Origin of the sequence: Methylotuvimicrobium buryatense (assembly GCF_005931095.1) — a bacterium.
Lineage (GTDB): Bacteria > Pseudomonadota > Gammaproteobacteria > Methylococcales > Methylomonadaceae > Methylotuvimicrobium > Methylotuvimicrobium buryatense.
Genome location: NZ_CP035467.1, coordinates 1,754,416 through 1,771,726, shown reverse-complemented (window position 1 = coordinate 1,771,726; position 17,311 = coordinate 1,754,416). Strand labels below are relative to the sequence as shown.

Annotated in this window: 14 protein-coding genes and 3 tRNA genes; 5 read left to right on the top strand and 12 right to left on the bottom strand. The window is 50.0% G+C overall.

Translation table 11 applies throughout. The annotated features are described in order from the left end of the window. Positions 1–8 precede the first annotated feature (8 nt). Positions 9–974: an L-histidine N(alpha)-methyltransferase gene (egtD, locus tag EQU24_RS08020; protein ID WP_017839985.1), complete on the bottom strand. Its 966-nt coding sequence runs from the start codon at positions 972–974 to the stop codon at positions 9–11. Continuing rightward, positions 971–2,245: an ergothioneine biosynthesis protein EgtB gene (egtB, locus tag EQU24_RS08015; protein ID WP_017839986.1), complete on the bottom strand. Its 1,275-nt coding sequence runs from the start codon at positions 2,243–2,245 to the stop codon at positions 971–973. Before egtB ends, egtD begins: the two co-directional genes overlap by 4 nt. A 348-nt stretch (positions 2,246–2,593) precedes the next feature. On the opposite strand from egtB, the gene EQU24_RS08010 reads away from it, so the two are divergent. From EQU24_RS08010 to EQU24_RS07990, 5 genes are all read left to right on the top strand, one after another. Continuing rightward, entirely contained in the window at positions 2,594–3,037 is a 444-nt protein-coding gene (locus tag EQU24_RS08010) for an Lcl C-terminal domain-containing protein (RefSeq protein ID WP_017839987.1), read from the top strand. 226 nt (positions 3,038–3,263) lie between these two features. Further along, positions 3,264–3,701, top strand: a complete 438-nt coding sequence (locus EQU24_RS08005; protein WP_051056240.1) for a LexA family protein — start codon at positions 3,264–3,266, stop codon at positions 3,699–3,701. Then, on the top strand, positions 3,701–4,996 hold the full coding sequence (locus EQU24_RS08000; protein ID WP_138767127.1) for a Y-family DNA polymerase: 1,296 nt from the start codon (positions 3,701–3,703) through the stop codon (positions 4,994–4,996). The genes EQU24_RS08005 and EQU24_RS08000 overlap by 1 nt, the downstream gene beginning before the upstream one ends. Before the next feature lie 121 nt (positions 4,997–5,117). Next, positions 5,118–6,316, top strand: a protein-coding gene (locus tag EQU24_RS07995; RefSeq protein WP_138767126.1) for an IS3 family transposase whose coding sequence is annotated in 2 segments (ribosomal slippage) — positions 5,118–5,394 and positions 5,394–6,316 — 1,200 coding nt in all. Because the reading frame shifts where the segments join, the coding sequence is not laid out codon by codon here. Between the two features lie 279 nt (positions 6,317–6,595). Further along, positions 6,596–7,033, top strand: a complete 438-nt coding sequence (locus EQU24_RS07990) for a sensor histidine kinase (RefSeq protein ID WP_017839992.1) — start codon at positions 6,596–6,598, stop codon at positions 7,031–7,033. On the opposite strand, the gene EQU24_RS07985 is transcribed toward EQU24_RS07990, so the two are convergent. The 10 genes from EQU24_RS07985 to alaS all read right to left on the bottom strand — a co-directional run bounded on the left by EQU24_RS07985 (position 7,002) and on the right by alaS (position 17,294). Further along, entirely contained in the window at positions 7,002–7,925 is a 924-nt protein-coding gene (locus tag EQU24_RS07985; RefSeq protein ID WP_017839993.1) for a response regulator, read from the bottom strand. The genes EQU24_RS07990 and EQU24_RS07985 overlap by 32 nt on opposite strands. Next, positions 7,922–9,283: a cytochrome P450 gene (locus tag EQU24_RS07980; RefSeq protein ID WP_017839994.1), complete on the bottom strand. Its 1,362-nt coding sequence runs from the start codon at positions 9,281–9,283 to the stop codon at positions 7,922–7,924. The genes EQU24_RS07985 and EQU24_RS07980 overlap by 4 nt, the downstream gene beginning before the upstream one ends. After that, on the bottom strand, positions 9,280–11,340 hold the full coding sequence (locus EQU24_RS07975) for a TonB-dependent receptor plug domain-containing protein (protein ID WP_017839995.1): 2,061 nt from the start codon (positions 11,338–11,340) through the stop codon (positions 9,280–9,282). Before EQU24_RS07975 ends, EQU24_RS07980 begins: the two co-directional genes overlap by 4 nt. A 590-nt stretch (positions 11,341–11,930) precedes the next feature. After that, complete coding sequence (locus EQU24_RS07970) at positions 11,931–12,599, bottom strand: DUF7986 domain-containing protein (RefSeq protein ID WP_017839997.1); 669 nt, start codon at positions 12,597–12,599, stop codon at positions 11,931–11,933. A 187-nt stretch (positions 12,600–12,786) separates the two neighbouring features. Further along, positions 12,787–12,862 (bottom strand) — tRNA-Asn (locus EQU24_RS07965). 18 nt (positions 12,863–12,880) lie between these two features. Next, positions 12,881–12,957: transfer RNA gene (locus tag EQU24_RS07960), tRNA-Arg, on the bottom strand. Between the two features lie 80 nt (positions 12,958–13,037). After that, positions 13,038–13,129 (bottom strand) — tRNA-Ser (locus EQU24_RS07955). A gap of 14 nt (positions 13,130–13,143) precedes the next feature. Further along, on the bottom strand, positions 13,144–13,341 hold the full coding sequence (gene csrA, locus EQU24_RS07950) for a carbon storage regulator CsrA (protein ID WP_026130091.1): 198 nt from the start codon (positions 13,339–13,341) through the stop codon (positions 13,144–13,146). 92 nt (positions 13,342–13,433) lie between these two features. Beyond that, a complete protein-coding gene (locus tag EQU24_RS07945; protein WP_017839999.1) occupies positions 13,434–14,663 on the bottom strand; it encodes an aspartate kinase in 1,230 nt (409 codons plus the stop codon). Positions 14,664–14,666: 3 nt separating this feature from the next. Further along, positions 14,667–17,294 carry an alanine--tRNA ligase gene (gene alaS / locus EQU24_RS07940; RefSeq protein WP_175421723.1) on the bottom strand — a complete coding sequence of 876 codons (2,628 nt, stop codon included), beginning with the start codon at positions 17,292–17,294 and terminating at the stop codon, positions 14,667–14,669. Positions 17,295–17,311: the final 17 nt, after the last annotated feature.

The following is a 17,311-nucleotide window of genomic DNA, read 5'->3' as shown; positions in this document are numbered from 1 at the left end:
TCAGGCTTTCAACTAGCTTCAAGAAAGTAAATACTGAAGAGATGCTTGTCATCAGACCATATTTTGAGCAACCTAAAGCCGCTGGAATTAGCCAGGGTAATAAATTCATCAGGACTATATTTGTATGAATTTTCAGTATGAATGTATTCGCCTTTTATAAATCGGAAATCTTGGTCGGAAACTCTGACATCATGATCTTCGCTACTGACCAGGTGCATTTCAATACGGCCTCGCTGATCGTTGTAGTAAGCACGATGTTCGAAGCGATCGAGGTCAAAGTTACCGCCCAGTTCATTATTGATACGGGTGAGCAGATTAAGATTGAATTCTGCGGAGATGCCGGCAGCATCGTTGTAGGCAGCATTCAAGACGGATGGATCCTTTTTGCGATCAAGTCCAACCAGCAAACCACCGCCTTTGCCGGTTATCCGGTGTATACCGGTCAGAAAATGCTGAACTTCCAGCGGGTCAAAATTACCCAGACTAGAACCCGGAATGAATACGACACGCCTCCCATGCGGGATACCATGAGGTAATATCATCTGTTGAGTAAAATCAAGGCAGGCTGGATAAATAGGTAACCAGGGATACTTCTGACTTAAACTGCAGGCCGATTGCTTGAGAAACTCACGGGAAATATCCATCGGTACATAGGCGGAAGGATGCAGACTTTCAAGCAGTAACTGTACTTTCTCGCAACTACCGCTTCCGGGTTCGATCAATACCGATCCCGGCTCAATCAGTCGACCAATTTCATCCGCGTATGTTTGTAGTAGGTCGCGTTCAACATTAGGAATGTAATATTCCGGCTGTTCCAGAATCGCTTCAAACAATTGAGATCCGGTTTCATCATAAAAAAACTTGGGAGGTATTTGTTTTTGTCCGCGGGATAGACCTTTAATCACTGCATCACGAAAGTTTTCCAGTTCAGGCTTGAAATCGTAGAAACTGATTTTTTGGCTTAGTAGGTTCATAAGTCTTCCGCTAAACGAATACCGGCAAATTGCCAGCGATCCTGTGGATAGAAAAAATTACGGTAAGTTGGGCGGATATGATTCTCTGGTGTGACACAGGAACCACCTCGCAATACCCACTGGTTGCACATGAATTTCCCGTTATATTCACCCATACTGCCCTCTAACGGTTTAAATCGCGGATAAGCCATATAAGGCGAAGCCGTCCATTGCCACAACGAGCCATAGAATTGACCTTCACCGGCTTGCGGGTGAAGAATGCCACTTTCACTAAAATGGCCTGTTACCGGTATTTCCAGTAATTTTGTTTCAATTTCGACTTCCGATGGCAGCCGCTTGCCAGCCCATCGGGCATAAGCATCTGCTTCATAATAACTGATATGCACGACAGGGGCGGACGGATTCAGCGTCTCAAGTCCATAAAGGGTGAACTCAAGCCATTGGCCGTCATGGCTTTCCCAATAAAGTGGCGATCTCCATTGGTTGTTTTGGATGTGACTCCAGCCATCTGATAGCCACAATTCGGGGCGGGAGTAGCCTCCGTCTTTTATGAAGTCCAAAAATTCGCTGTTTGTAATCAGCCGAGAACTTAAGAGGTGTGGTTCCAGCCAAACCTGATGCCTAGGTGTCTCGTTATCAAATGTAAAGGCATCATTATTATCGATTCCTATCTTTACCAAGCCGCCTGGTCTTTGCTCCCAATCTAATTTTCCGGTTATTTTAATCGCCGGTTGGAAGCGCTCCAGATAGCGCGGTTTAGAGGGATTATTCCAAAAGTTGTGTTTGATATCCATGAACAGCAATTCCTGGTGCTGCTGTTCGTGGTGTAAGCCCAGAGTCAGACGAAAAGCAGCTTGTTGCCACAGGGATTCGTCGCAGTCATCCAGAAAATTCAAGATGCGGTTATCGATTTCAGAACGGTAATGAAACACCTGTTCAACCGTCGGACGTGACAATAAACCGCGTTTCGCCCGGGCATGCATTGCACCAACCGTCTGATAATAGGAATTAAACAAATAACTGTATTCCGGGTTGACGGGGCGATAATCCGAATCGAATGCTTCCAGAAGAAAAGTTTCAAAGAACCAGGTCACATGCGCTAAATGCCATTTGGGCGGACTGGTTTCAACGCTGCTTTGAATTTGATAATCATCGACCATCAACGGCGCACAAACTTGAAGGCTGATATTGCGGACACGCTTATAGTCTTCAATTAATTTTTGCCGCCAATTTGCCGGTCTAGCCGGGTGAGGTTTTAATAAAGATGACATTTGGAATTCGTTAAAAGTTTAAGCAATTGCAAGCGATGCAAGGAGAGAGACCATAACAACCAAGGCTGTGACTTCATGAGGCAATGTACTTCCTGATCCCCTTTTGTCAACTAGCTGTAAGCTGTTCGGCAATATTTAACTTCAATAAAATGCTTTCTGGTCAGTGACATTCTGTTGAGATTTTTTGCGGCATCGAACTTTTTACGGATTAACCAGTCACCAAAAGAAGGGTTATGTCTGACTGTCAAACTCTTTACGTTCAGCTATTCAGTAAGCAGCACTGCTTCTTAACCGTTACCGGCTAAGTTGTAGTGTCACTTTAAATAAATATAAAAGGGTTTTGCAATAATGGGATATAAAAAAGCGTTAAAGGTCGGCTCGATGGCATTAATCTTGCTAATTAATCATGCCCTGCAAGCGGCGGATAAAAGTGATTCTTCCAACTATGCTCCAGGTGATGTTGGCCCTCATGGCGGCATAGTCTACTTCGTCGATGCTTCAGGTGAGCATGGCTTGGAAGCTAAGGCCTCCGATGAAATAAATACGCTTAATTGGAATGAAGCGGTTATAGCGTCCAGTGCTTATGGAGCTGAATGGCGATTGCCGTCAAAGACCGAATTAAAATTACTATATGAACAAAGAAGCCTGGTGGGTGATTTTGCCAATGACGACTACTGGAGCGCTACGGAACTCGACAGTAACAGCGCATGGATTCAGGGCTTTTTCAACGGCGATCAGGACCGTTACAATAAATACAGTACACTTAGAGTCCGGGCGGTTCGCCCCTTTTAATACAATTACCCTTCATGCCCAAAGCGGGTCATGCAAACCGATCGACCATCTTCCATAATCATGGCAACCCGATTCCTGACCTGATCTTGCATGTGAATTTTTCGTAGCATAGCGGTTCCCCTGGACACTGTTTTTATCGTTTGACAGCATAGGAAAATCAGATTAAAAAGAGAACATAACAAGAACAAATAAACCCGTTTTGTTCCATCCTTCTCATCATTCCGCTATGTCCAGCAATATGCCAACGACTGTTTTATCAGCCGCACCAGACCCAAAAACGGTGACCTTGCCGCTGTTTTCCGGCAAAGTCTCGGCCGGTTTCCCCTCGCCGGCCGACGATTACGTCGAGAAAACGCTGGATCTGAACGAGCTGTTAGTGCAAAAGCCCGCCGCGACGTTCTTCGTGCGCGCGCAAGGCGAATCGATGCTCGGCGCCGGCATCCACCCGAACGATATTCTGGTCGTCGATCGCTCGCTGGAACCGGTGCCGGGCAGGATCGTGATTTGCGCGCTGAATGGGGAGCTGGTCGTCAAGCGTTTGAAGCGCCGGGGCGGCCAATGGGTGTTAGGTTCGGAAAACCCGGCTTATAAAAATATCGTGCTTCGTGAAGAGATTGATACGGTGATTTGGGGCGTGGTCACCAATGTCATTCACCCGCTGTAATGCCCACGCAACGGCTTATCGCCCTGGTCGACTGCAACAACTTCTATGTGAGTTGCGAACGCGTGTTCAGGCCTGACCTGATCGGCAAGCCGGTTGCCGTACTCAGCAATAATGACGGCTGCGTCGTGGCCCGCAGTGCCGAAGTCAAGAAATTGGGCATTAAAATGGGTGTGCCGTTGTTCCAGATTCAGCAACTGGTCAACCAGCACCAAATTAAACTTTTCTCATCAAACTACACGCTGTATGCCGATATGTCGGCGAGAGTCATGTCCACTTTGGAAGAATTCGCCCCCAATCTTGAGGTGTATTCCATCGACGAAGGCTTTCTGGACTTAACCGGCGTTTACCCTTGCGGCAAAGACCCGATTGCTTACGGCCAGCTGATCAGAAAAACGGTGGTTCGAACCACCGGCATTCCGGTTTGCGTGGGGCTAGGACCGACCAAAACGCTTGCTAAACTGGCGAACTTCGCCGCCAAAAAATGGCCGCAAACCGGCGGTGTTCTGGATTTATCCGACCCGGTGCGCCGGGAAAAACTGATGCGCATTGTGCCGGTCGGCGAGGTGTGGGGCATAGGCCCGCGCACTTCGGCCAAGCTGAACCAGCTTGGCATTCATACCGTTTGGGATTTGGCGTCCCAATCCAGCAAGCGCATTCAAGCCCAGTTCAATGTTGTGGTGGCCAGAACCGTGATGGAGTTAAATGGCACGCCTTGCCTGGCACTGGAAGCAATCGCCCCGGATAAACAGCAAATTGTCTGCTCCAGAAGCTTTAGCCGCCGCTTAACCGAATACGCCGAGCTGTCGCAAGCCATGGCCGAGTTCTGCAGTCGGGCCGCCGAAAAACTCCGGAATCAAGACTCAGTGACCGGCTGCATTACGATATTTATCCGGACCAGTCCATTCAATCCGGATGAGCCGCAATATCAACGGGCGGCCAGTAGTAAGCTGAATGCGGCTACGCAAGACACGCGGTCCATCATTGCTACCGCTAACCAGATGCTCAAAGAGATCTACAGGCCAGGCTATAACTATCAGAAATGCGGCGTCCAGCTGAGCCATATCCAGCCGGAAACCACGCCAGGGCAAATGGATGTATTCGACTTGACGTTTGACGGGCTATCTTCTGAAAACCGTCACTTGATGAAAGCCATTGATCAGATAAACCACCGCTTTCCGAGTGCCGTTTCGATCGCGGCAACTGGTTTTGATAAAAGCTGGAAGCCGAAGGCGGAGCGGATTTCGCAGCGTTATACGACCGATTGGGGGGAGTTGGTGGGGGTGAAGTGTTTGTGAGGTCCATGTCTGTTGACGACCCAAAAGAGCCAGACACTAGGTTCCAGTGAACGACTATAGTGGACCCCAAAATCCAGACAATAGTTTAAGATGGTGTCTATCATAAAAAAGGTAGGCGAGAATGAGTGAAAAAAAGCGCACGTTGATGATCAGTACACAAAAGGCTAAAGTGGCACTGGAGGCTGTAAAAGGGAGTAAAACGGTTAATGAAATAGCACAAGACTATAGTGTTCATCCGACCCAAGTAGGTCTATGGAAGAAGGCTTTATTGGAAAATGCCAGTCAATTGTTTGACGTAAAGCGTGGCCCCAAGGCCATTGATCCGCAAAGCGATCCAGAGCGCTTGTACGCCAAGATTGGCCAGCTCAACATGGAGCTGGAATGGCTTAAAAAAAAGTCCGGGATCAACCTTTAAGCCTGCGTCAGGGCTGGATTAATTCAAGTGCTGGACTGTCGGTAGCCGCACAGTGCCGACTGGCTGGCATCGCACGATCGACAGTGTATACGGACAAGCACGAAGTAGATGAAGTCGAACTGATGTTGCTACGCTTACTGGATGAAGAATATACTCGGCATCCCTTTTATGGCAGCCGGAAAATGACGGTTTGGCTACGCATGCAAGGTCACGCCGTGAACCGAAAGCGTGTGCAACGCTTGATGCGGATATTGGGCCTGATTGCGATGGTTCCAGGCCCGAATACTAGCAAAAAACATCCTGAACATACGGTTTATCCGTATTTGCTCAGAGGGCTCAGTGTGATTCGCCCGAATCAGGTCTGGAGTACGGACATCACCTACATCCGGCTCGCACATGGTTTTGTATACCTGGTGGCGATTATGGATTGGTACAGCCACAAAATCTTGGCTTGGCGGGTGTCGAACACGATGGATGTTGGGTTTTGTGTGGACTGTTTAACGGCTGCTCTCAAGCAATACGGAGCACCGGAGATTTTCAACACCGACCAGGGTTCGCAATTCACCAGTGACAAATGGGTCGCTGTGTTACAAGAAAACAGCATCAAAATCAGCATGGATGGACGGGGGCGAGCATTGGACAATATCTTTGTTGAACGTCTCTGGCGGAGTGTTAAGTACGAGGATATTTATCCGAAAAACTATGTTTATATGCCTGAGCTATTGTTGGGGTTGACCGAGTATTTTGCCTTCTACAACGGTGAGCGATATCACCAGGCATTAGGCTATAAAACACCTGATCAAATCTATCAGACAGCGGAAGGCGGTGGGGCAATGATTGTGGATAAATTTAACGAACGGACAGATAAAGAGACTACCGGCGGACTCCATGTGGACAAAGCGTGAATTTCCTTCGGAACGTGTGGATAAGCTGATAGAAAACTGCTTAGGCAGTTTACCACGAGCTTACCCACACTAATTCACCCTTTGACCACATTCCGCCGCAGCAAGCATGATGGAATATCAAAATGCCTGCGGCGCAATAATAACAATTTAATAAAATGAAAAAGGAAATGACTTAATTTTTGAGTCATTGGTTTAGACAATAGAGAAGAATTGGGGCAGCGCCAGTCAGCTGTAACAAAGACAACACCCTCTTAAACTCGGTGATAAATTGTCTGGACAATGGGGTCCACTATACTGCGATGCGTCGAAAAAATCGAACCGCTGACCAAAGACAGCGGCAATCGCATCCGGATGACCGGCGAGGCGGCCGAGATCGACACCGATCAAGACAAGGTAGCGCATATCGTGATGAACCTGTTGAGCAATGCCAATAAATTCACCCAACAAGGACGCATTGAGATCGCCTGGTCGATTCACCGAGCGCATTTGAACATCCGGGTCTGCGATACCGGCTGCGGTATCGACGAAGCCGACCGCGATAAGATCTTCGAGCCCTTCTGGCAGGCGGACATGAGCCTCAGCCGCCCGGCCGGCGGCACCGGCCTTGGACTGGCCATCACCAAACTGTATTGCGAATTGCTATCGGGCGAAATCGACGTCACGAGCAACAAGCCAGGGAGCGTCTTTACCGTGACGCTACCGATTGCACAAGCTTGAATTGTTCGTCGTCACTCGGCGATAGGGCCGGAATGATCGCTTGCATGCGTTGCATGACGCGATGACTGTTGACATGATCGTTTTTGGCTAGACACCGGTCCAACAGCCAGAGCTGATGGCCGATCAGTTTGAATTGGTCTTCCCGGTAATGAATTTCTGTGACCAAGCGCGCCCGATGATGAACCGTTTGGCATAATTTACGCAGTTCGGTCAATGAATAGGGCTTGCCGAGAAACTCGCTGGCGCCATTGATCAGTAGGTTCTTGTGATTTTCCAGGCCGGAAAAGGCGGTCACGATGATGACCGGCTGCTCGCAGTCGACCGCCAGTATTTCGGTCAGCAAGCGGTCGCCGGAAAGCCCGGGTAACATCAAATCCAACAGAATCAGATCATGCCGTTGCCGCAACCACAACTCAAAACCCTGCCGCCCTTCTCTCGCCACATCGATCCGATAATGATCCGCCAATGCATGAAAAGCGATATTGGCGGCATCCGGCTCGTCTTCGATGATCAACAGGGTCGGCTTGAACGCATCGAGGTCCGGCGGGGTGATGAGCATCCGCGTCAATTGGTCCAAAGCGGCGACCTTGAATCGGTATTCATTGGCCAAGATGCGGGGAATTTCGGTCTCGCAGCTTTCCTGAATCAGATAGATCGGCACCGCTGGATCGGCGAATCGGCCGGAACGAACCAGGGTCGACAGTTTCCAGATATCGATGTCGTGGAGCGTATAATCGGCTATCAAGCCGTCGAAGCGCTGTTCCAACAAGGCTTCCACCAACTCATCGGCCGATTGAGCTGACGTCAGATCGGCGACTATGCCGTCAGTGCGGAGCTGTCGTTCGAGTTGCGCCGTGAGGTCACCGAAAGCGGAGGCTACCAGGAGATTCATGTTCTTTTCGAGTATTGGATCGTGATGCCCTTTCGGGCCTTCAGTGTCATGTGCGGAACGAACTTCACCGGGTAATTTTCCGGCAAGGTCCATTGAAAATGTTGCAGCAATAAAGCCACTACGGTCAGGATTTCCACGCGCGCCAGGTTCATGCCCAGACAGGTGCGCATGCCGCCGCCGTAGGGCATAAAGGCGAATCGTTCCTGCGCGGAACCGCTTATGAAGCGTTCCGGGTCGAAGCGCTCGGGATCCGGCCAGAAATCCGTGTGGCGATGGGTCAGATAGGGTGAAAACACGAGCAGTGACCGGTCGTGAATACGCACATCCCTCAGTTGCCGGTCGCCGATGACATCTCGGTAGGCGGCATAGGCCGGCGGCGCCAATCGCATCGATTCATAGATGACGCTGTTGGTATAGGGAAGCCGTTTCAAATCCCGATAGGCCAATGGCCCCGTTGCTCCCAAGACGGACTCGACCTCAGCCGCAGCCCGTTGCTGTATCATCGGATGCTTACCCAAATAATAGAGCGTAAAGGCGATGGCGTTAACAGTGGTGTCCTGTCCGCCGAAAAACAACGTGAATAAATGATCGCGCAGTTCCTGAGCATCGAAATGCGGCGCCAATTGGGCGATCAAACTGCTGTCATCGCCGGCCTGCTCGGCCTGCTCGGCCTTGACCCGTAAATTCGTCAGGGTCCGATCGATATCATCGAGCGCTCGATGAAATTTTCGATTACCGGGCGTGGGCAGGCGGTTGAATACGCCGTTCAGAATGAATGCCGATATCGAGCGGGTCACGTTGTAGCGGCTGACCGTATTGATCGCTTCCACGGCGCGGCGCGAATCGTCGTCGTCCAAGGGTCTGCCGAACAGTATCCGGCACATGATCGATTGCACCAGCGGCAAGATCTCGCGTTCCACATGAATGTGCGGTTGTTGCCGCGTTGTCAAACGCTGTATCGTTAGCTCTGTTTCCTCGCGCAGAATCGGGAACCAGGTTTCGATTGCCCGCTTCTGGAAGTAGGGCTGCAGGATCTGGTGCTGTTTTTGCCAGGTTTCACCGTAACTGTTAAAAATACCGTTGCCGAACGACGGCTTGTAGGCCTCATGAAAAAATTGCCGGCTGTAGCCCCCTTTTCTTTCATCGGCGAACAGCGTCGCCAAGTCTTTCGGGTGACTGATCAGATAGACCTTCTTTCGGCCCAATGTGAATAAGGCGATGTCGCCATGCTTGGCCGTCACGCGTTCAAAAAACCGCAAGATATTCGAGGCCAGCATCGGTAACGAACCGGTCACCGGGCAGCCTTTCGGTCCCGGCGCCTCCCGCAGGCGGTTTTGCGGGTCGCTTGTGCGGTTCAAAAGCTTAACTCCGCTTGCCCGAGAAAGGCGATCCCTGCGATCGGATAATCGTATGGGACCGCCTGGCCGTTGATGCTCGGATGCCGGGCTTTGACCTCGAATAGGTTATCGACCTTGAAGCTGAGCGCCAGGCCGTCCATGAACTGCTCGCGGCGCAAGTTGAATCCGACCAGGACATAATCGCCGATCGCATCACGTTCGTCACCCGCCGCCCGATGCCGGCCGATGATCCAATCGGAACGCACATTGACATGCCAATCCTTCACGAATTGCCAGTTGATCTGCGCAAAGATATCGTGCTGCGGTGCGCCGATGATGAAACTGTCATTGGCGCTGTTCTTCGGCTCGAGTCGCAGATAGGTGTAATTGAGATCGAACGTCAGACTTTCGTTGTATCGGTATTGACCGAGCCACTCGAAACCATAACCGATCGCTCCGGCGGAATTTTCGAAGGTGCGTAGCGTGCTACTCGTCTCGGCAATCAGATCGGCGCTGGAATACCCGAAGAGATTGATACCGGTCGAGAGGCCGTATTTCCATTTTTTGGCGACCGACAACTCTACGGTATCGATGGTTTCGGGCTTCAAGTTCGGGTTGCCCCGTAATTGCAGACCCTCATTACTGTAGAGTTCGATGAAAGACGGCGCCCTGAAGGCGCGCCCAACCATCAGTTTGGCCGACAACGCGGGGCCGACTTGCCAAACCAGACTGGCTCTGGGATTGGCCGTCAAACCGAAATCGGAATAATGATCGAGCCTGAGCCCGGTGGTCAAGGTCCAGTCATTGGCAATGTTCCATTCATCCTGGACGAGGCCGAATACGATGTGTCGGTCCGCGTCGTCGGATAAGGCTTCGACCCCGAGGCTGTCGGTGCTTTGCAACGGCCCGGCAGGTACGATCAGGCTATTCGGCAGGATCAAGAAATTGCGGTTTTCCGTGAGATCGTGTGCCACCGCATATTTATAGCCCGCTCCGACAGTGACTCGGTGATGCTTGAATCCGTCATAGAGTGTCTTGAAGGTCGCATCGACGGTATGAGAAAAATACTGATATGTCGAGGTCACCGGGTCGGAAAAAGTTCCGCCGAAGGCTCCGGCAGGAAAATGATGATTGAGACCGGTGGCTTTGTAGAAAAAATAGTTCAGATTGAACTGCGGTTCGAAATTGCCAAACCGTTGTTTGAGATCGAGCCCCGACGTCCAGGATTGATAGCGGATTGAACCGTCAGGATCCAACGCCAAGGTTGTGCCCACACCATTGGCGGATTCGAAATCCTGATAACGCAGATGCAGTTTGACCGTGTCACGATAGCGTAGCGACGCACCCACATCGATGTCGTTACGCGCGACATTGATCGGCCCCGGCGCCAATGATGCCTGCGTATTGAACAGCCGATCCATTCGGGTTTGCGCATCGGCTTTGACGGTCTCCCGCTGACCTTTGGTGGTTCGGCCTTGAGCCGAAAAAGCCAGATCAAAATCACCGAACTGCTTACCCAACAATGCCCAACCGCCATAGCTGTCGAAACTGCCGGCCAACGCACCGACTTCGCCGCCGCCGATTTCCCGACCGGTTTTGGTGATGATATTGATGACGCCGGCAAAGGCATCGGCACCGTAGAGCGCCGACCCCGGGCCTCGGATGATTTCGATTCTTGAGATATTTTTGGTCAGATGCGTGTAACTGAATAGCTTACCGGAATTGACCGGATCGTTGACGGGCACGCCATCCTGCATCACTAAAACATGAGAACTCAGTGGCGAAAAAATCCCTCGAACGACATAGGCCGGGACAAAACCGTTGGCCGAAGACACATGGAATCCCGGCACGGTTTCCAGTAACTCTTCAATCGAGACCGCGCCCCTCTTTCTGATGTCGTCTGCCGTGATGACCGTGACGACCGACGGGGATTCGGCCAAGGGACGGGAATAGCCGGTCGCGATACCTACCGTTTGTTCATCGCCATAGAAATGACGAAAATCATCGAGCTCATCGGAATAAACGATATGCGGCAAGGCCAGTGAAAATGATAAGGCTGCCTTAAGCGTTGTCGTCATGATAGTAAGCTCCTAATGAAAGTTCGGAACTGATACGACTCACATAGGCCTATTCAACAGACAAACCATTCACACAAACGGCAATGACCGAGTCAACTTAGCAGTAGGCCATGGATTTGCAAAGCAATAACTGCTCAAAAACAATTGCTTTTTTTGGATTATAGCCAGTCATTTTAAAAAAGCAACTTAGTTTAGATGAAAGCGTTGGATTTTTCAGACTTCATCCAGCGAATTGTTTCCGCACGCACTACAGAACTTGGTAAACGAATGGAACTCACGATTCAAAGGTTCCTCGGATTCATGAGGGACCAAAAGTACACGGCAGTAAAAAACCATCGAGGAAAGAAGCAAGAAGTTCGGCGGTTACCCATTGGCAAAAGTTAAATGCATTAAGTAGTCGGATTAGCCAATTCCCTGCTAACCGACTCAATACCAAAATTTTAATTGAAGGAATATTTCCGCCCGATGCCGATCGGGAGACCATCAGAAACGCAGCCAATAAAAAAGGGCCTAAGCGTTAACGTAAGCCCTTGCTTTATTATTAACCCCGGACGAGATATACGACCGATTGAGCGTCTATCTTTGACTGTTTAAATCGGTCTATGACCAAAATTGGAGGTTTTATCTAATTGGAAAGTCGCAGAAAAGATCGCTTTTGCCATCTTGGCGCCGTTTGCCGGTTTGTTCAGAAAATGACTCAACTCATTATCATCGATCCGGTCAATTATCCGTTTGACCTGCTCCACCTGGAGGATTTCTTTGCTGAGAAAAACGGTTCCTCCTGTTTGAATCGAAAAACCATCGAAATCGACCAAATAGCCCGCCAGAACCACTCCTAAACTAGTTGCTTTCGCCATGTTGTAATCGATAATCTGAAAAGTCGCTTTGCTGAATATATTCTCCGCTTTGATGGTATCTTTGCGATTCGTTTCATCCAGTCGGTAAATCGCATAAGGCGCTTGGCTCATGCGACGCAGCAATTCCAATTCATATTCGTCGGCTTCTTTGCTGAATAGACGCAAGAACTTCTCCGCCATGTTGAAGTCGTTCGGACGATAGCCGTAAATCGCATAATCGGTAAACAAGTCCATTTCGTTTTCTTTTTTGACCATCAATGTCTTTTGATGCCAAATCCCTAAATGCTTGCCGCAGGTTTTAATGTCGTCCTTCGTGAGCTTTCTGAAAATCTTACTGTTCAAATCCATCATACGATGACGAATCTCGGGATAATCGGCTGGAGTAAAGGTAAAATCGGCCATGAGCTATATTGAATGATGATGCGAAGTTTGTTCTTAACAGGTCGTGCAGATTTTTCCGACCCGATACCGCCCCCACCGGGAGACTGTTGGAATTATGGAGTAATACTGTATTTTTTCAAAGGCACTATAAAAGGCACTACAAATAAAAAAGGCCTGTAGAGAAAAACTCTACAGGCCTTAATTTATATGGCTCCCCCGGACGGGCTCGAACCGCCGACCTAGTGATTAACAGTCACCCGCTCTACCGACTGAGCTACAGGGGATTAATTCGGTATTGTCAATGGCGCGCCCGGAGAGATTCGAACTCCCGACCGCTCGGTTCGTAGCCGAGTACTCTATCCAGCTGAGCTACGGGCGCCTTATTGAGCCGCTTATTATCTTCTCTTTGTCTTATCTTGTCAAGATTTTATTTTAAAAAATAATCGATTTTAAAATCGATGGCGGAGAGTGAGGGATTCGAACCCTCGATGGGAGTTAAAGCCCATACTCCCTTAGCAGGGGAGCGCCTTCAGCCTCTCGGCCAACTCTCCGAAACTTCCTTAGGTCACTCGGAATCGCTTCTATCCGTTGATTCCGATTGTTCCTTTTTAATTCTTTCGTAAATTTCTTCTCGGTGAACCGATACTTCTTTTGGCGCATTGACACCGATGCGAACCTGATTTCCTTTGACTCCAAGAACAGTGACGGTTACCTCATCACCAATCATCAAAGTCTCCCCTACCCGACGAGTCAAGATAAGCATGGCTTCTCCCTATATTGTATGTAATTTCTACTGCTTTGCATGCAGTAACCAACCAAGAGCGCTATTCTACCAGGTTTTATTGATAAATAAAACTAACTTTCTACCGGCTCTCTATCCAGCTCGAAGGCCGAGTGCAGGGCTCTAACCGCCAATTCCAGATATTTTTCATCGACGACGACCGAAATCTTAATTTCCGAGGTCGAGATCATTCTAATATTAATACCTTCGTCTGCCAAGGCTTTAAACATCGTGCTGGCGATTCCCGCATGCGAACGCATGCCGACGCCGACGATCGATATTTTGACGATTTTGACATCTCCGGTAACGGCCTTGGCACCTAATTCGGCGCAAACCGAATCAAGCAGCCCTTTGGCTTTTTCGTAATCGTTGCGATGCACCGTGAAGGTAAAGTCGGTCGTCTCATCGCCGGCGATATTCTGAATGATCATATCGACTTCGATATTGGCATCGGCAATCGGTCCCAAAATTTTATAGGCGACGCCAGGCAAATCAGGCACACCGGTTATCGTTAATTTGGCCTCGTCCCGGTTAAATGCAATTCCTGAAATTAAAGCTTGTTCCATTTGATCGTCCTCATAGCTAATCAGCGTACCCTTGCCTTCTGTAAATGATGATAAAACTCTTAATGGCACATTGTATTTGCCGGCGAACTCGACCGATCGAATTTGCAATACTTTCGAACCTAAACTGGCCATCTCAAGCATTTCCTCGAAGGTGATTTTTTCCAATCGCCTGGCATTCGGCTCGACCCGCGGGTCGGTCGTATAAACGCCGTCAACATCGGTGTAAATACAACATTCATCGGCCTTTAAGGCTGCCGCCAAAGCAACTGCCGTCGTATCTGAACCGCCGCGACCCAAAGTCGTAATATTACCCTTCTCGTCAACGCCTTGAAAGCCAGCAACGACAACCACGCGTCCCGCCGCCAAATCCTCGCGCATTCTTTTATCGTCGATATTGATGATTCTGGCCTTCGTATGACTGCTATCGGTCAAAATTTTGACTTGCCCGCCGGTATAGGAGCAGGCTGGGCATCCCAGCTCATGCAAGGCCATGCTCAGCAAGGATGTCGTCACCTGCTCGCCGGTCGACAATAAAACATCCATTTCCCGGGTATTCGGATACTTCTGGATTTCATTCGCCAAAGCGGTCAAACGATTGGTTTCGCCGCTCATGGCGGAGACGACAACGACTAATTGATCTCCCTGGTCATGAACTCTTTTAACTTTTTCCGCTACCGCTTTGATTCGTTCGACCGATCCGACCGATGTTCCACCGAATTTATATACGTATAATCCCATTATTCAATAACCTTTAAAATAAGCACCGAGTTGTTCCCGAACCCATTGCGCAACCGAGTTGAGCGCCTCCGGCAATGCCGCCGGATTATTACCTCCCGCTTGAGCCATATCGGGTCGACCACCCCCTTTACCGCCGACTTGCGTGGCTACCACATTGACCAAATCACCGGCTTTGATTTTAGAAACCAGGTCTTTCGATACTCCCGCTATCAGACTGACTTTATCATCTTTGACTGTCGCAAGCACGACTGCCGAGCTGCCGAGCTTGTTGCGCAATTGGTCAAGCATGTCACGGAGCGCTTTCGGGTCACTATCGTCGATTTTAACCGCCAAGACTTTAACACCTTCAATATCAACTGCTTGACTACTCAACTCGCCGCCGGCGGAACTGGCCAATTTCGACTTTAAACGTTCCAACTCTTTTTCTAGTTGCTTATTTTTTTCCAGCAATTGCTCGACTTTATCGGCCGCCTTTTCCGGCGCGCTTTTCAAGCATCCGGCAATGATAGCTAAGGCCTTATCGCGACTGTCGATCCAATCCAATGCCACATTGCCTGTAACCGCTTCGATTCTTCTGACGCCGGCGGCAACACCGGTTTCGCCGATGATCTTGAACAAGCCGATATCGCCGGCCCGATCGACGTGCGTGCCGCCGCACAGTTCGGTCGAAAAACCGCCGATACGCAAGACCCTGACTTCATCGCCGTATTTTTCGCCGAACAAGGCCATTGCCCCGGCTTGCATCGCCTCTTCCTTGGCCATGACTTCTGCCAATACCGGCTCGTTCAAACGAATTTGTTCGTTGACCAAGCGTTCGATCGTAGCGATTTGCTCGGGCGTCACCGGTTCGAAATGAGAAAAGTCGAAACGCAGGCGATCGGCATTCACTAAGGATCCTTTCTGCGTTACATGATCGCCTAAGACTTCACGCAAGGCCGCATGCAATAGATGTGTCGCAGAATGGTTCAACTCGGTCGCTTTTCGTTTGATCTTATCGACGCTTGCGGTACAGTTTTCACCCACCGACAAACTTCCCGACAACAGTCTGCCGCGATGCAAGAACAAGTCGCCGCCTTGCTTTTGCGTGTTGACGACTTCGAATACGCCTTGCTCGGTCGCAATGCGTCCGCTGTCGCCGACCTGTCCGCCGGATTCGCCATAAAACGGCGTTTTTTCCAAGACGACGATGCCCTCATCGCCTTCGTTCAAGCTCTCTACCGCTTCGCCTTCTTTAAACAAGCCGATGATCTTGGTGCTGTCTTCAAGATATTGATAGCCTGTGAATTCGGTTTGACCATCGAGTTTTAAGGTTTGATTGTAATCGGCACCGAAGCTGCTTGCCGCCCGCGCCCGATTGCGCTGTTCGGCCATTTCGGTCTCGAAGCCGGCGTGATCGATCGTCAACTGATGTTCGCGCGCAAAGTCGGCGGTCAAATCGACCGGAAATCCGTAAGTGTCGTATAACTGAAACACGATGCTTCCGGGTATCGTCGAACCTTCCAGCTTGGCTACGCAAGCCTCCAGAATCTTCATCCCTTGCTCGAGTGTTTCGGCAAAGCGCTCTTCTTCTTTTTTTAGTACGCGCTCGACTTGGTCTTGAGCATTTTTCAATTCGGGATAAGCCTCGCCCATTTGTTCGACAAGCGGCGCTACCAATTGATAAAAGAAAACTTCACGGATACCCAATCGGTAACCGTGGCGAATGGCCCGGCGAATGATTCGCCTCAACACATAACCGCGCCCTTCGTTAGACGGCAAAACACCATCCACGATCAAAAACGCGCATGAGCGGATATGATCGGCGATCACGCGTAGCGAACTCTTGGTCAAGTCCTCGGTGCCGGCCAATTTCGCGGCCGCCTTCAGCAAGCCTTGAAACAAATCGATTTCGTAATTGCTATGCACGCCCTGCATGACCGCGGCAATTCGCTCCAGCCCCATGCCGGTATCGACCGACGGCTTGGGCAATGCATGCAGATTACCTTCGCTATCGCGTTCGTATTGCATGAACACTAGATTCCAGATCTCGATGAAACGGTCGCCGTCTTCATCGGGAGAACCCGGCGGTCCACCCGGAATCGATTCGCCGTGATCATAAAAGATTTCGCTACACGGACCGCACGGACCGATGTCGCCCATCGCCCAAAAGTTGTCTTTCGCGCCGATACGGGAAAAACGCTTCGGATCGACACCGACATCTTCCAGCCAGATTTTTTCGGCTTCGGAATCTTCATCGAAAACCGTCACCCATAATTTATCCGCAGGAATACCCAGTTCTTTGGTCAAAAAATCCCAAGCCAAGTGTATTGCTTCTTGTTTGAAATAATCGCCGAAACTGAAGTTACCGAGCATTTCAAAAAAGGTATGATGCCTCGCCGTGTAGCCGACATTTTCCAAATCGTTATGCTTGCCGCCGGCACGAACGCAGCGCTGACTGGTCGCGGCACGTGTGTAGTCGCGATGTTCGCGTCCAAGGAACACGTCCTTGAATTGCACCATACCGGCATTGGTAAACAATAGTGTCGGATCGTTACCCGGAACCAGCGAACTGGAAGGTTGGATCGAATGTCCGCGTTGGCGGAAAAAATCCAGGAATGCGGAACGCAATTCCGAGCTGGTCATATTTTTCATCATCTTTGAATACTAAA